Origin of the sequence: Sedimentibacter sp. (genome assembly GCF_038562225.1) — a bacterium.
Taxonomy (GTDB): Bacteria; Bacillota; Clostridia; order Tissierellales; family Sedimentibacteraceae; genus Sedimentibacter.
In genome coordinates, this window is sequence record NZ_JBCFAS010000002.1 from 241,599 (window position 1) to 257,253 (window position 15,655).

The window sequence follows — 15,655 nt, forward strand, 5'->3', positions numbered from 1 at the left end:
AACACTTATGCGGGAATTCCATTTGTAAAAGTTTTAACATTTTTCCATATGAATTTCATTGGCAAATTGCCAAAATAATTGTTAATATTATATTATCTTTCGTATGTTTGTACAACTTTACTGTGCAGCTGTATTACGCTACAGCCGCACAATACTTTTTATTCAATTTATATTATTTGTTAAATTCAGGCATCTTCTTTTCTATGAAGGCTTGTACTGCATTTTCAAAATCTCCTTCTCTTGAAGAAACAGCCATCTGTAACGCCTCATCATAGTAGAAGCAATCCAGATCTCTGTAGAAATAGTTGTATTGCAGCGCTTTTTGTCTTGCTATTGCCTTGGTTGGCATATTAGCCAGCATTTTAGCAAAAGCGTACGTTTCTTCCTCTAGTTTCCCGTCCTCAACCAAGCGGGTAGCCAGACCCATTTGTACAGCATCTTCGCCTTTTACCGGTTCTCCAGTCATCATCATATAAGAAGCTTTTTCGATACCGATTAATTTACTTAACAAATATATGCTGCCTGTATCTCCGGGTAATCCGATTTTTATGAATCCCATGATTAATTTTGAACTTGGAGTAACGATTCTGTAGTCTGCACCTAATGCGATACTGAAACCAGCACCGGTGGCAACACCGTTTATCATAGCAATAATTGGCTTACCACATTGCTTCATGGCTTTCGTCATTTGACCGGCATAGTAAATCCCATCCTGGCTTAAGTATTCTTTAGAATCGATTAAGGTCTTAAAACGCTTAATATCCCCACCGGCGCTAAAGTGCTTGCCTTTACCGGTTATTACGATAGTACCGACATCTTTTCTATCGTCTAATTCTTTCACCGCATCTCTTATCTCCCCATATGTTTCACGAGCCAATGCGTTAAGGTATTCTTCCCTATTTATAGTTATTGTTCCAACTCTGTCTTCCACATTTACTAAAATTGTCGAATACATATTTTCCTCCTAACAGCCTTTAAAATCAGCTTTTCTTTTTTCTAAGAATGCACTCGCACCTTCCAAACGATCTTCACTGCCAAAAGTAACTGCTAATGCTAATGCTTCATACATCATTCCTGTGCTTCTATCTACATCTAAAGATGTATTTATAGCCATTTTCGCAACCTGTATTGCCAAAGGTCCCCGTTCCATAATTTTAGAAGCAACGTTTTTAGCTTTTTCCAATAATTCTACTTGTGAAACACATTTCATGGCTATACCATAGCTTACTGTTTCGTCGGCTTTCAGATTTCGTCCACCTATTATAACATCCTTAGCAACACTGATTCCTACCATTCTTGCAAGTCTCTGGGTACCGCCGGCACCGGGAATAATCCCTAAATTAGCTTCCGGCAACCCCACTAAGGCGTTATCTGATACTAATCGTATGTCACATGCCAAAGCTAGTTCAAATCCACCACCGAAGGCATATCCATTGATTGCTGCAATTATAATCTTAGGTGAATTCTCTATTCTGTCCAGCACAGTACGCAGCTTACTATTCAGCGCTTTTTTAGCTGTTGCTGTTTTAATGTTATTAATATCTGCACCGGCAATAAATGCTTTATCTCCGGCACCGGTAATTATTGCAACTTTTAAGTTTTCGTTTCCTTCATAATAGTCCATAAACGCAATTAAATCTAATTGGCACTCTAAATTTAACGCGTTCATTACTTCCGGACGATTAATCGTAAATACGGCAATACCATGGTCTTCCTCTAGTAAAAAATGGGTAAAGGTTGGTTTTTGCATACTTTTCCTCCTATTTAGTCAATGTTCTGTCGGTTCATTATTTTTTGTCAAACATACCATTATGCTCACCTAATTTAGGTGCTTTGTTAAATGGTGCATATCCGCTTTTAGCGCTTAGCATATTTGGTCTTACTAAAACAACATCCTCACCCAGCCCATAATCAACGCTGTGGGTAAATTCATTGGCTATCGCTTGCTCGCATTGATACATGTCTGAATAATGTCCTAATTTATCATGAACTATATCTGCTTCTTTCAGAAGTGTCATCCATTCCGCAGCAGTTTTTTGTTCATATTTCTTACCGAATATTTGCAGAAGTTCATTACGAATTGAGACATCACGCTGTTTCACTACTGTATCATATCTTGGATCTTCGATTAATTCTTCTAGGTCCAGCACTTTACAGACTTTTGGCCAGTCTTTCGGAAAATCTAATACTGTTGTCATAATCCACTCACCATCACTTGTTCTAAAAGGTGATGACAGCGGATTCGATTCAATTCTCTTTTTCGGATATTTGTTGTCAAATTGAGGCTCAACAGAAACAGACATAATATGGAAACACCAAAGTGCTGTACCGTATAACGAAGCAGAAACATAATCTCCTTCATTTGTAACGGTTCTTTTGTATAAAGCACCAAGAATTACGTTTAATAAAGCCATTCCTGAAATAATATCCCCGGGACCGGCTGGCCCCATAACAGGGAAACTGCTATTGTCATCATTCATCACCGTCATGTCAGCCAAAAACCCGGTAGATGCCCAAAATGCAATAGTATCATAACCCGGATCATCAGCCTTGGGCCCTTTTTCTCCATAACCGGAAAGCAGTGCATAAATTAGTCTTGGATATTTCTCTTTCAACGCATCATAATCTATACCCAAGGATTTTAATGCTTTTGGTCTGGTATTCGTTATAAATATATCTGCCTCTGAAAGCAGCTGATGCATTTTTTCCATATCATCAGAGTCTTTCAAGTTTAAAGTTACCCCTTTTTTATTGGCATTTAAGTTGTCAAACAGAGGATTTGCATCAGGTGTGCAGGTAACACCAAACATTTTTCCAAAATTTCTGTAGTTATCTCCCTTTGGGGTTTCAACCTTTATTACCTCAGCACCCCAATCAGCAAGAATGCGTCCACAGCTGGGAGCGGCTACCATGGTAGACATCTCAACAACTTTTATACCTTCCAGTAATTTATAATTACACATTGTTAACCTCTTTTCTTAATATATAGAATTTAGTCTATTTTGGGATTCTTTCATTTCAGAAACTATCCTTTGAAACAGCTCATCAACGGAAAGTATGTCATCTACTAATCCTAACGCTTGGCCTACAACGAAAATACCTCCGTTAACATCACCTTTTTCCATTGCGGTTTTTCCTCTTTTACCCGAAATCGTGGATATCAATTGTTGCAGAGTAACTCCCTTGGATTCAAGCTCCAAACATTCTTTGGCAGTATCGTTGTTCGCTACCCTGGCCATATTATTTATGCTTTTCTGAACCAATGTCGTATCTTTTTCGGAAGCGCTGACACACCATTCCTTAAAATTTTGATGTATTTGACATTCTTCTGTAGCCACAAAACGAGTACCCATAACCACACCTTCTACACCAAGAGCTAAAAGTGCTGCGACGCCATGGCCATCAGCAACTCCGCCGCCAGCCATTACAGGTATTTTTAGTTGTTTTGCTGCTTTAGCAGCTAAAACTAAAGTGGTGACTTCATCTTTTCCCGGATGTCCTGCACATTCAATACCTACTATGGTTACAGCATCAACGCCTGTTTTTTCAGCAGACAGCGCGTGTTTTACCGTTGGTACTTTATGTATATGAAAAATTCCTTGTTCATGGATAGGCCCAACCAATGTGTCGGGCTTTCTGCCGGCTGTTTCAATGACTTTAACTCCCATTTCACCGCAGATTTTTATATAGTCTAAAGTTTTTTCACCTGCAGAAGTCTCCGGCAGCAAGGAAATATTTACACAAAACGGTTTATCTGTTAAGGACTTCATCTTTTCTAGTGCTGCCCTGAATTCATCTAATTCTGGAAATATTGTTACATTAATGGTTCCAAGCCCTCCAGCGTTTGAAACCGCCGCTGCCAACTCCGGTACTCCTAAATGCTGCATACCTCCCTGAATAATCGGGTACTCAATTCCTAATAACTCAGTAATTCTCGTCTTCATATCCATTCTCCCTGATAATTATAAACTCTTGCTAAGTCCGCTTATAATTGAATTAGCATCAGCACACATGTTGTCCATCAATTCCTGGACTGTCAGGATTTCATTTATAAGACCCATGGCAGGACTGGCTGCAAATATTCCTCCGTCCACATTGCCTGTTCTGTAAGCTACACGTCCGCGTTTACCTGATATGACTGTCATTAATTCCTGCAAGGTTGTACCGCGTCTTTCCATTTCAGCTGCTAACCTTGATGCCATATTATCCGCAACACGCGCCATATTTTTAATTGATTGCTGAATCAATACAGTATCTCTCTCTGTATGATCCAAAATATATTGTTTATGGTTGTCGGAAATTATGCACTCTTTAGTTGCAACAAAGCGAGTACCCATAACAACACCTTCGCAGCCTAAACACAATGCTGCTGCCAAACCCTTTCCATCAGCCACACCACCTGCTGCAAGCACCGGAATGGAACAAATGGAAGCAACCTTGTTCGCAATTACGAACGTACCTATTCCATCTGTACTCGGATGCCCGGCAACCTCATATCCGGCTATTGTGATAACATCAGCGCCCTTATCTTCCATACGCTTAGCAATTTTAGCCGACGGAGTTTTATGTATTAATTTAATTCCTGCCTCTTTAATCTGTGGAATAAATTCTGAGGGGTCTGCTCCTGCTGTTTCGATGGCAGCTACATTTTGTTCTGCACAAATATCTATGTACTTTCTTATTTCTTCGCCTTTTGTTAAGTCAGGCACCAATGAAATATTTACAATGAAAGGTTTATCAGTGAGAGTTTTCATTTTTATAACATCTTTTTTAAATTCTTCAGGCGAATCATAACAAGTAATATTAAGAGTTCCCATACCACCAGCATTGGATACCGTTGATGCAAAATCTGCCAGGCCGAGATGCTGCATACCACCTTGTACTATTGGATACTTAATTCCGAACATTTCTGTAAATCTTGTTTTTAACATGTTTTTTCCTCCATCTATAAAATATAACTTTTGTTAACACTTATATTATCTACTCTTCTGATAATCCTTTCTATGGATAGACGTACAAAAAAAACTGCTGGCAAAGACTTATTTTTGTAGTTTTGCATTTGCGGAATTCTCCAAAGTCTATCTGCGGATTTTTTCGAATCCGCATTAGTTTTACGAAAAAGCATCCTTGAGTATGTCATTCTGAGGGCGTAGCCGAAGGATTTCATCAATAAAATAAGGCCCTGCTTGTAGCTTGACCAAAGCTACTTGCAAAAGCCTTTATTTAAATTATAAAGCCTGACTATCTATATCATCGCCATCAATTGCATATTCCAGCTTTTCCTTCTTCATATGTTCCATTACATCCATAGCATGATACGTTAAAATTAATCTCATTCTCTCGTTAAAATTGTCCAGGTCTATTTTTAAGATATCTTCTATTTGATTTATTCTATAAATAATACTGTTTCTATGTAAATTTTTTATTGAAGCAGTTTTTGAAACACTTCTGTCATTTTCCAGGTAGATACGTAAAATTTCTGAGTTGTCTATATTGTTACACATATCATAATCCATTAGTTTTTTAAGTTTTTTGTAACAAAGAGAATCTAATGTGATATCCTTAGAAACACTTGAAATCATATGGTAAATGTGATAATCCTTATATTTATGAACACATTTATTCTTATTAAATTTACTGCCAAGATCAAGTGCAACGGATGCTTTCTTATATTCGTTCGAAAAATCTTCAAGGCAATAAAAAGTAGAGCTGATCCCCATAACACCTTCATACTTGTATATAAAATCCTCCAGCCAACTGATTCTGTCTTCAATATTCTTTTCATAGCCTTTATCTCTTTTTATATCGTAAAGTATTACTATCAGGTTATCATATGTGGAAACGTAATAAAAAGGATTTCTGCTTCTAATGATATTTATCAAATATTTAATGCAGCGGACGGATGTTTCCTTTAACTTAATAACTCCGACACAGTAACGAGAAGAATAATCCAATTTCAATAATTTTGCATATCTGCTGATTTCTTCTTTAGAAATTTCATGATTGAGAACAATTTCTTTAATGAATAAATCCCAACCGCTTATACACGGAACGATTCCTGAGTTGCTCCAATTGTAAAGTTCTTCAGCATATTGAATAAACATATGAATGAAATCCAACTGTCCCTGCGTTGCATCACCATTCAAACAATAATAAACAAATGTTGCCATCTTATTGTTGTTATAAAATAGCGATTTTATATAATGAACAGTATTTGATCGATTGGGCGGTTCGAATTTTGCAATATTCCTGTAATTTTCCCGAAAAAATTTGCCTTGAACAAGACTCTCTATTGTTTCTTTGTCCAAAGAGCCTCTGATCAGTATTTGATTTAAGAAATCATTGCTGTCAGGAAAATCTTTGCTATGCACAATTACGTTAAAAGCCAGATCCAGAATAATTACAGGATTTTTGAATAGATCCTTTGATTCTTCAAATAGCACGTTAAGGCTTTCCTTATTTCTAATATGACAGGTCATCTTTTTATCCCATTCAAACAAATAGTTAAAATACTTTTGTAAATGGTTAAAAAGCTTTATCATAGAAGTGTTTTCAACAAATTCAATAATCGTTAGTTTTTTTTCAAAAGCTGCGTCTGCATCGTCAAGACAACCTCTGTTTGTAATAATCGTAATTTGACGTATATCCTGACATAAATCTATTTTTTCATTATTTAAGTTTATGTAAATGTATTCAGGATCATTATTAACAGTATCTGACTCAAATATCTGAACGCCTTTATAGCTTGTTACAGCAGAGAATTTAAGCTCATTGCTGTGGTTAAATGCATTAAGCTGATCTAGAACAACACCCAATGGTATCTTCAAAAACATTCCTCCCTTTTTGTTTGCTTCACTACAACCCACCCAATTATGGAATACAATTTGTCTAAAAAATATCATTTCTAAGCAATATTCAATCGCAGGCAAACGATTGTATGCTGAGTTTGCTTATAATTTATTGAATTTCCTTAACATAAATGAGAAGTATATATATATTAGCAACTAAAACATTAAAATGCAATATGTATTTAATATCAGTCTTGAAGTTGTGTATGTTGTGTATGTTTGAATCATATCAAGGTAGTCACATGCAAAAGACCTGAGTGAAATCCGCTCAGGTTATTTGCATATTAGTCAAACTATTATTTATACTCGTAGAAGCCCTTACCGGACTTTCTGCCCAATTCTCCTCTAGCCACCATTTCCTCCAAAATTTTAGGCGGTTTTTCCGATTCATCACCAAAGGCTTCGTAACGAGCCCTGCGAACATCGAGAATAGTATCCAACCCCGCTAAGTCTAAGGTCTTGAAAGGCCCCATAGGGTGTCCTAAACCTTTTTCAGCACCCAAATCTATATCCTCTGCAGATGCATATCCGTTTTCTAATAAAAACCAGGCAACTTTAGTGATACCACCCAAAATATTGTTTACTACAAAACCATCGATTTCTTTTAATACTTTTATGGGTACCTTATTGGTAGCTTTTGCAAACTCCTCTAATTCTGCAACAGTTTCTTCACTTGTTTCCGGCGAAATTACTATTTCCACAAGCTTCATTTGAAGTGCAGGATTAAAATAGTGAAGGTTCGCTACTCTATCAGCTCTATTTGTTGAGCCGCACAAGGAAGAAGGTTTGAATGTACTGGAGTTGCTTACCAGGATAGTATGCTCAGGAGTTATTTTATCCAATGTTTCAAACAAGCTTTTCTTAGCCTCCAGTTTTTCAACAATAGCCTCGATAACCAGATCCGTATCCTTGCAGGCAGCTTCCATATCGCTCATGAGATGAAATTTAGCAACTGCAGCATCCATTTCGTCCTGAGTCATTTTACCTTTTGCTACCCTGCCGCTTAAATATTCCTTGCTCCATTCACCAACCTTTTCCAATGCAGCTTCCACATTATCCACCAAATTTGTTTCCATTCCGTTGATGGCACAATTTAAGGCTATTTGCTTGCCCATTACGCCTCCGCCGACAACTGTTACTTTTTTAATCATTTTTTTCCTCCCTTATATTTATTTTGCTCATTCTAATACAAGCCCCCGTTTATATGAATCAACTGACTTGTTATATAAGATGATTCTTTTGAAACCAAAAACTTAACTAAGTCTGCTATCTCATAAGGAGTACCCATACGCTGCATTGGTATTCTGGCAATCATTCCCTCTTTTATATGGCTGGGAATGGCGTCTGTCATAGGACTTTCTATAACCCCTGGGGCAATTGCATTTACACGGATATTATTTCTTGCATATTCTAAAGCTAAAGTTTTCGTCAATCCTATAATTCCGGCTTTACTTGCCGTATAATTTGCCTGACCAACATTGCCTTTCACTCCGGCTAACGATGAAAAATTAACGATGCTTCCTCCGTCAGTTTTCATCAAATCCTTAGCATATTTCGAAGTTAAGAATATACCGGTTAAATTTATATTAATAACTCTTTGCCATTGCGCGAAGGTCATTTTAGAAGACATAGCATCGTCAGTTATTCCGGCGTTGTTAACAAGAATGTCCAATTTGCCGTACTTTGCCTTAACTGCTTCGTACATGGCTATAACGTCATCTTCATTCGACACATCGGCACTTATGCACATTGCATTTGAACCCAGCTCTTTAGCTGCTTGATATATTTCATCATTTTCAGAAATTCTTATATCGTTTATGATTACGTCGGCACCATTTTGTGCTAAGGTGTGAACGATAGCATATCCTATGCCTTGTTTACCACCAGTGACAAGTGCTGTTTTTCCGCTTAATATTTTCTCGCTCATTATACCACTCCCAGTGTAGCTAAAATCGCTGCAAAGACTACGGTAACAAACATCAAACATATACTGATAATAAAGTAATGTTTATAGACTTGCTTGTGTGTAAGTTTTGAAACAGTAAGAGCATTAACAACCCCTGCACAGTGAGGCATCAATGACATATTGCTTGTCATGGTAGCTACTCTATGGATAACCTGGGGATCAAAACCTGTTGCCAGATACTTATCAAGAAATGCTTCAAATGAAATGGTTAGGGATGCTGAAGAAGAACCGGTAACCACAGTTGGTACTAAAACAGATATAATTAATATTACAATGCTTGGCAGTGGCAGTCCAAACATACTATCTTTGAACAGTTCAAAGCCGGGGGAGATAGCAACAACCTTGCCGTATGCTGACGCTGCCGAAAGAGCTAACAACGGATTAATCGCAGCAGTAAAACCATTATTTATCGTGGCTTTTAAGTTAGTAAACTTATTCCAAAACATTACAATTGTTACTATTACGGCAGAAAGTAAAGCAACCTCTGGTGCTTGTTTTAATACATTCATAACTATAAAAGTAGTTGCTAAAGGAATTATGCACTTCAAAACCGGAGAAAGTTCCTGATCGCCAACTGATGCCTGGGACTCTTTAATCAAAGCTCCCGTGGGTAAGAACCCTTCCCCTGCTTTTATAGTTTTATCAACAGCATATTTTGAATATGTAATACACAATATTAACATTAATATCGTTGATGCAATTCCTATAGTAGGCGCTGCCATAGGAGTTGTCCCTAAATACTTCATAGGCACCAGGTTTTGAACAGCAGGAGTACCAGGCAACATTGAAACAGTGAATGTAGCCGAACCTATTGTAGCCAATCCATACAGGTGCCATGGAATGTCTAATTCTTCGAATAAGTCTTTTCCAATTGCAACAATTGTAAAGATTACAACAAAAAGATTGATACCGGAAAATGTTAGAATTGCATTTAATACAACAAGAGATAATGCTCCAAACAATTTCTTATGTTTTTCGCTCTTCCTTGCTATGTTAGCAAGAGCAATAGCCAAAGACTTAGCTATACCTGAATCTGAAACTAATTTCCCTAACAATGCACTTAGCGCAAAAATCAGAAAATATGAACCGAAAACCCCTGTTAATCCTGGAATAAATGGATTCTTAATCGTTTCCAGCAATGGTTGCCCTGAAAACACTATTGCGACTAACGATGACAATATTGATGAAATTAGGATGTGTACGCCTTTATAAATCAGAACTATAAAGACAATCACACTTAAAAATACGCCAAACAAACTTAATACTTGCATTTAAACTCCTCCTATTATTGAAATATTTAACCAAAACTTTTATTCTTAATCACTGCAAAATGCTTGTCATAAACTCATTGTTTAATAATTCCTTTTGACAATAACTCTTCAATTTTAGCCTTACTGTATGACAGTCTGTCCAATACGCTGATACTTTGTTCTCCTAAATACGGTCCCCTGAAATTTTCAATTTCTCCAAGGTTATCAGATTGCAAAGATGGTTTGGCTAACATTGCTTTTTGACCGTTAGGAAATGCAAATTCGCTCATATAGTTGTTAGCCATGGCTTGTTCGCTTGTTGAAATGTCTTTGAAATGCTTTAATATATCGTGAACGATATCCTTTTGTGTAAGGAGCAAATGCCACTCATGAGCGTCTTTTTTATTAAAAGCGTCCTCTAGAATTTGCATAAGTTCCTTTCTGTTGTCCATGTTCAATAAAGCAATTTTATCTATGAACTTTGGATCTCTTGATAATTCCGGTCTGCCGATTATTTCACAAAGACTGGGGAAGTAACGATCATGGTCTAATATGGTTAGCATAATCCATTCATTGTCTTTCGTGCGGTAAGGGGCAGCTGTAGGATTGACTTCATAGCGTTTTTTTGGATATTTATATCCGTATTTTTCTTGGGCTATGACATTCATGAAACTCATGCTCCAAACAGCAGAGCCGTATAAAGAAACCGTAACCTTGTCTCCTTTGCCGTTAAGTTCCCTGGCATAAAGTGCAGCCATTATTGCACCGAATAAATTCGTGCCGGAAGCTACATCACCCACGGCAGCCGGAGTATTTAACGGGTATGAATTTCCGGTTTCGATGGATAGGTCAACCAAAGCCCCTGAACTGCCCCAGAAAGCCACCGTATCAAAACCGGGAGCATCTGCTAGGGGCCCCTTATCTCCAAATCCTGTTATTGTGGCGTATATCAATCGTGGATGCTTTTGTTTTAACGAGTCATAATCAATCCCCATCTTTTTCAGAGCTTTGGTACGATTATTGGTAATAAAAACGTCAGCGTCTTTTAACAGATCATGTAATACTGCCATGCCTTCTTCAGTTTTAAGATTTAGTGCCAGACTCTTTTTGCCGGAATTATACATATCGAAAAGAGGATTTTCCCCTGTGTCGGCAGGAACGTTTAAACCTTTTCCATATCCTCTGAAAAAATCTCCTTCAAGAGGCTCGACCTTAACAACATCGGCACCCCAGTCAGCCAGCATTCTGCCGGTGGTGGGTGCAGCAACAAAGGTAGTAAGTTCCACTACTTTAAGTTTATCTAAAATTTTACTCATTTTACTCCTCCTCTACCCAATATTTATGTTGATTGAATCCTTAGCCTTCATATCTTTCAAATAAGGTAGCCATACCTTGACCGCCGCCAATGCACATGGTTACGATACCGTACTTATGTGACTTTCGTTTCATTTCATATAATAATTTCGTTGATAAAATGACCCCGGTTCCGCCTAACGGATGTCCCAGTGCAATTGCACCGCCATTGGGATTTACCTGACTGATATCCATTTTCAAATCATTTATGCAAGGGAGAGCCTGTCCGGCAAAAGCTTCATTCAGTTCCACCACGCCGATATCTTCAATTTTCAAACCTGTTCTTTCAAGCAATTTTGTTACGGCAGGAACCGGACCATAACCCATAATGTCAGGGTGACAACCGGAAACAGCAAAGTTTTTCACATAAGCCAGCGGTTTAATGCCTAATTCCAAAGCTTTCTCTTCAGACATAAGTACCATGGCACCGGCTCCATCAGCTCTGGGGCAAGAATTACCTGCAGTAGTAACTCCGTTAGGATATAGAGGCTTTAACTTAGCCATAGACTCCAAGCTGGCATCATATCTTACAGGCTCATCAGTATCAACGATGGCAGTTTCTTTTTTGCTGATCTTTACTTCGAAAGGAAGTATTTCTTCTTTAAATGTGCCGTTCTTAATAGCTTCTGCTGCTCTTTGGTGAGAGATAAGCGCAAATTCATCCAATTGTTCTCTTGTGAAGCCTTTCATCTTAGCCAACTTATCAGCAGTCTCAGGCATTGATAGGGTACTTACATCAACAGGAGCCAGGTATGATCCCAGGAATTTTGGCGGAGCCCAGGATAGTTCTGAAGTTTTTGACATCTGATAAGGATTCAATGTCATATGTTCAGCTCCACAAGCTATATAAACATCACCTGCACCATATGCTATTGACATAGCCGCAGTAACTATAGCTTGTGTACCGGAACCACATTGCCTGTCAATTGTTACAGCACCGGATTCAATTGGAAGTCCGGCCATAAGGGATGAAACTCTTGCTATATTTCCGTGCGGACCATGTATATTACCCATGCAAACATCTTCAATCAATGCAGGATCCACTCCTGCTCTTTTTATAGCCTCTTTTATAACTTCACTAGTCATAACTTCTGTTGGAGTACTTTTCCATTGGCCTAAATGCTTCCCGATTGCTGTTCTAACAGCAGATACAACAACTACTTTTCTCATTTTCTCTTCTCCATTTCTATTAATTCGCTAAAAAGCAAGTGAATTTTATCTTGCTTTATTTAATTATGAACAAATTTAACAACTCATTCAATGTGAGAACATCCAAAATAAAAACGGATTAATTTTTATTTTTTGTTGTTTTGCAATATACCAAAATTAGTCTGTGAGGATGCCTGATATAACTCTTCAGATGCCTGCACTGCAAATCAATGGATAAAAAAACGTGAGAACCACTTCTTCTCACGTCTTTTTATTTATATATTCTGTTTTGCAATTGTCCCCATGTTACCGCTAAACCGAAAGGTCTGTCCCCAGAGTTTTTACCATGCCCCGTAGTAACCTATTGTTTCGGCGCTGCATTGTGCTCCTTTTTCCATACACTCTTCCATTGATTTTTCCTGGAGAAGGCCTAAAAGAAATCCTGCTATGTAGCTGTCTCCGGCTCTTAGCTTAGGCTTTCCTCCAAGTTAACCATATGTAAAAATAAAAGTTATTTCTTATAAAAAACCTTTGACTTTCTGCAAATGAGATGTTATAATCCGGTTATTGGTATTACCAATATTTATATAACCAATATTAAGGAGGAGAATTATGTACAAATTGTCACAACTCACACCAGACGGTAGTATTATGCTTAATGGCAAAAAAATTACTGATACAATTCTTTATGTTAATGGAGAATATGTCAAAAAATCTGAAGCTGTTATTTCCGTCTATGATTCAGGTTTCCAGCATGGCGATGGGGTTTACGAAGGCATTCGTGCCTATGGCAGAAAGGTATATCGTTTAGATGAACATATTAAGCGTCTTTACGAATCATGCTACACACTTAACATTGACATTGGTATTACTCAGGATGAAATGAAGCTCATTGTGAAGGAACTTGTGAAAAAAAACATAGAGGCAGGCATACATGATATTCATATGCGATTGCAGGTAACAAGAGGTTTTAAAGCTCAAACAGGTATGCATCCTACGCTTAATATTACAAATTCTTCAATTGTTATATGCGTTGATGAAAAACCTCCTATTTTTAATAAAGATGGTATAATATTAATAACAACTTGGTTAAAAAGATATAATCCTCAGTACATGGATCCGAAAATTCACTGCTGCAACCAGCTCAATCAGATTATGGCTGCATGTGAAGCGATAAGGCAGGGTGCAGATGAAGCAATTATGCTTGATCATAACGGCTATGTTGCTGAAACAAACTCTACAAATCTTCAGTTAATAAAAGATGGCATACTTGTACTTCCTACATTGGATTCGCAATTACCTGGAATAACAAGAAAAGCAATAATTAAAATAGCAAAAAATTTTGGAATGGAAGTTCAGGAAAGAAACGTATCGATTTCAGAATTCTATAATGCGGATGAAGTTTTCATTTGTGGTACAGTTGGTGAAATCGTTCCCGTTAAAATGATTGATGGCAAAAAGATAGGTACTATGATTCCTGGCCTAATTACGGAAAAGGTTTCACATGAATACAAAAAGATGACCGAAATTTTCGGTGTTTCAATTGATGATTAACTAAAATACTATCGGAGGAAATATTTATGAAAACTAAGAAAGAGTCACCCTTTATTATAGCAGTCCTTCCATTAATAGTTATCGCGGTTGTTATGGGGGTAGGTTTTGGAAAGTATCGTTACAGTGTTGAAGTTTTACTTATCCTATGTTCATTCTTCACGATAATTCTGGCAATGCTTTACGGTACTACTTGGAATGAAATATCTGATGCTGTTTCTGAAAAGATTGGAAAATCCTTTATGGCTATTTTCATATTTGTATTTGTAGGAATGATAATAGGAACATGGATGCTTTCAGGCACAATTCCAATGTTGATTTACTATGGCTTAAAGCTGCTTAGTCCATCATTATTTCTTGTAAGCGCTTTCATTATTACAACAATAGTATCCATATGTACAGGTACTTCCTTCGGTTCAGCAGGAACTGTGGGGCTTGCTCTCATAGGTGTTGCCTCAGGTCTCGGTGTAAACATGGCAGCTGCAGCTGGTGCAATAATCTCCGGAGCCTATTTTGGAGATAAGATGTCACCTCTTTCGGATACGACGAACCTTGCACCTGTCGCTGCCGGCACCACACTTTTTGAACATATCAGACATATGTTTTATACAACAATTCCTGCGACAATAATCTGCCTTGTAGTATACTTTATTGCAGGCCGTTCATCTTCAATTGTTTCAACTGGCGAAGCGATAGAAGCAGTAGAAATGATAAAGGGACTGTCAACAACATTTACTTTTAATATCTTGCTTCTTCTACCACTTATTATTGTTCTTGTAGGATCTGCGATGGGCAAACCTACAATTCCGGTTATGTTTACCTCTAGCCTTGTAGCAGCATTTCTAGCGATGTATTTCCAAAAGGCTGCATTGGGAGCAACAATCACTGCAGCTTTTGGAGGATTTAAAATGAATATGCTTCCAAATGTAAATGCAGAGTTAATACCATCATCAGTACAATCACTCTTACAACGTGGAGGAATGTCAAGTATGATGACAACCGTTCTTAAGGTTTTATGTGCATTTCTATTTGCAGGAGCAATGAGTGCAGCTGGCTTCATGGATGTAATTCTAAATAAATTCAAGACTTTTGTTCATAGTGACGGCACACTAATCCTTATAACTGTTATATCAACATTAATTGTTGGCATAGTTGTAGGGAATGCATATATACCTATTCTTCTCTGTGGAGAACTTTTCAAAGATGTCTTTAAGGAAAGAAATCTTGATGCAAAAAATCTTTCTAGAACACTAGAAGATGCAGGTACATGCGTGATTCCTCTTGTACCATGGTCTGCAGGTGGTGCATATATGGCAGCAACGTTAGGCGTTGCTACTTTGGAATATTTGCCATGGGCTATATTCTGCTACACAGGATTTCTCTTTGCTATACTTTGGGGCTTTACTGGTTTTGGTATTGCGAAACTTAAGGATGTCAGTAAACCGTATACAATTAAATGATATTTTTTAACTCTAGGTTAAGTGCGGCATGGCTAAACTAAATTGAGTAAGATATACTTCGATTTCGACTAACAAAGA

Annotated in this window: 13 protein-coding genes and 1 pseudogene; 2 read left to right on the top strand and 12 right to left on the bottom strand. The window is 37.6% G+C overall.

What is annotated here, in order from left to right; all coding sequences use genetic code 11:
* Positions 1–172: 172 nt before the first annotated feature.
* The 12 genes and pseudogenes from AAGU76_RS07690 to AAGU76_RS07745 form a co-directional block, all read right to left on the bottom strand.
* On the bottom strand, positions 173–955 hold the full coding sequence (locus AAGU76_RS07690) for an enoyl-CoA hydratase/isomerase family protein (protein ID WP_342484890.1): 783 nt from the start codon (positions 953–955) through the stop codon (positions 173–175).
* Positions 956–964: 9 nt separating this feature from the next.
* Positions 965–1,750, bottom strand: a complete 786-nt coding sequence (locus AAGU76_RS07695; RefSeq protein ID WP_342484891.1) for an enoyl-CoA hydratase-related protein — start codon at positions 1,748–1,750, stop codon at positions 965–967.
* Positions 1,751–1,787: 37 nt separating this feature from the next.
* Positions 1,788–2,963 carry a CoA transferase gene (locus AAGU76_RS07700; protein ID WP_342484892.1) on the bottom strand — a complete coding sequence of 392 codons (1,176 nt, stop codon included), beginning with the start codon at positions 2,961–2,963 and terminating at the stop codon, positions 1,788–1,790.
* Positions 2,964–2,978: 15 nt separating this feature from the next.
* Complete coding sequence (locus AAGU76_RS07705) at positions 2,979–3,944, bottom strand: nitronate monooxygenase (protein WP_342484893.1); 966 nt, start codon at positions 3,942–3,944, stop codon at positions 2,979–2,981.
* A gap of 18 nt (positions 3,945–3,962) precedes the next feature.
* The gene (locus AAGU76_RS07710; RefSeq protein WP_342484894.1) at positions 3,963–4,931 is read right to left on the bottom strand and encodes a nitronate monooxygenase; all 969 of its coding nucleotides are present in this window, start codon (positions 4,929–4,931) and stop codon (positions 3,963–3,965) included.
* 297 nt (positions 4,932–5,228) lie between these two features.
* Positions 5,229–6,827 (bottom strand): helix-turn-helix domain-containing protein, encoded by a 1,599-nt coding sequence (locus AAGU76_RS07715; RefSeq protein ID WP_342484895.1) that lies wholly within the window; start codon positions 6,825–6,827, stop codon positions 5,229–5,231.
* 317 nt (positions 6,828–7,144) lie between these two features.
* Positions 7,145–7,999 (bottom strand): 3-hydroxyacyl-CoA dehydrogenase family protein, encoded by an 855-nt coding sequence (locus tag AAGU76_RS07720; RefSeq protein ID WP_342484896.1) that lies wholly within the window; start codon positions 7,997–7,999, stop codon positions 7,145–7,147.
* 32 nt (positions 8,000–8,031) lie between these two features.
* On the bottom strand, positions 8,032–8,775 hold the full coding sequence (gene fabG, locus AAGU76_RS07725; RefSeq protein ID WP_342484897.1) for a 3-oxoacyl-ACP reductase FabG: 744 nt from the start codon (positions 8,773–8,775) through the stop codon (positions 8,032–8,034).
* Complete coding sequence (locus tag AAGU76_RS07730; protein ID WP_342484898.1) at positions 8,775–10,085, bottom strand: hypothetical protein; 1,311 nt, start codon at positions 10,083–10,085, stop codon at positions 8,775–8,777. The genes fabG and AAGU76_RS07730 overlap by 1 nt, the downstream gene beginning before the upstream one ends.
* A 74-nt stretch (positions 10,086–10,159) precedes the next feature.
* On the bottom strand, positions 10,160–11,380 hold the full coding sequence (locus AAGU76_RS07735) for a CoA transferase (protein WP_342484899.1): 1,221 nt from the start codon (positions 11,378–11,380) through the stop codon (positions 10,160–10,162).
* A 40-nt stretch (positions 11,381–11,420) separates the two neighbouring features.
* Complete coding sequence (locus AAGU76_RS07740; protein WP_342484900.1) at positions 11,421–12,587, bottom strand: thiolase family protein; 1,167 nt, start codon at positions 12,585–12,587, stop codon at positions 11,421–11,423.
* 320 nt (positions 12,588–12,907) lie between these two features.
* Positions 12,908–13,018 (bottom strand): annotated as a pseudogene (locus AAGU76_RS07745) (fructoselysine 6-kinase); the annotation flags it as partial.
* A gap of 160 nt (positions 13,019–13,178) precedes the next feature.
* Here AAGU76_RS07745 and AAGU76_RS07750 point away from each other — a divergent pair.
* Together AAGU76_RS07750 and nhaC are read left to right on the top strand one after the other, a co-directional pair.
* Positions 13,179–14,120 carry an aminotransferase class IV gene (locus AAGU76_RS07750; RefSeq protein WP_342484901.1) on the top strand — a complete coding sequence of 314 codons (942 nt, stop codon included), beginning with the start codon at positions 13,179–13,181 and terminating at the stop codon, positions 14,118–14,120.
* A 26-nt stretch (positions 14,121–14,146) separates the two neighbouring features.
* Positions 14,147–15,577 (top strand): Na+/H+ antiporter NhaC, encoded by a 1,431-nt coding sequence (nhaC, locus tag AAGU76_RS07755; RefSeq protein WP_342484902.1) that lies wholly within the window; start codon positions 14,147–14,149, stop codon positions 15,575–15,577.
* The last annotated feature ends 78 nt before the right edge of the window (positions 15,578–15,655 follow it).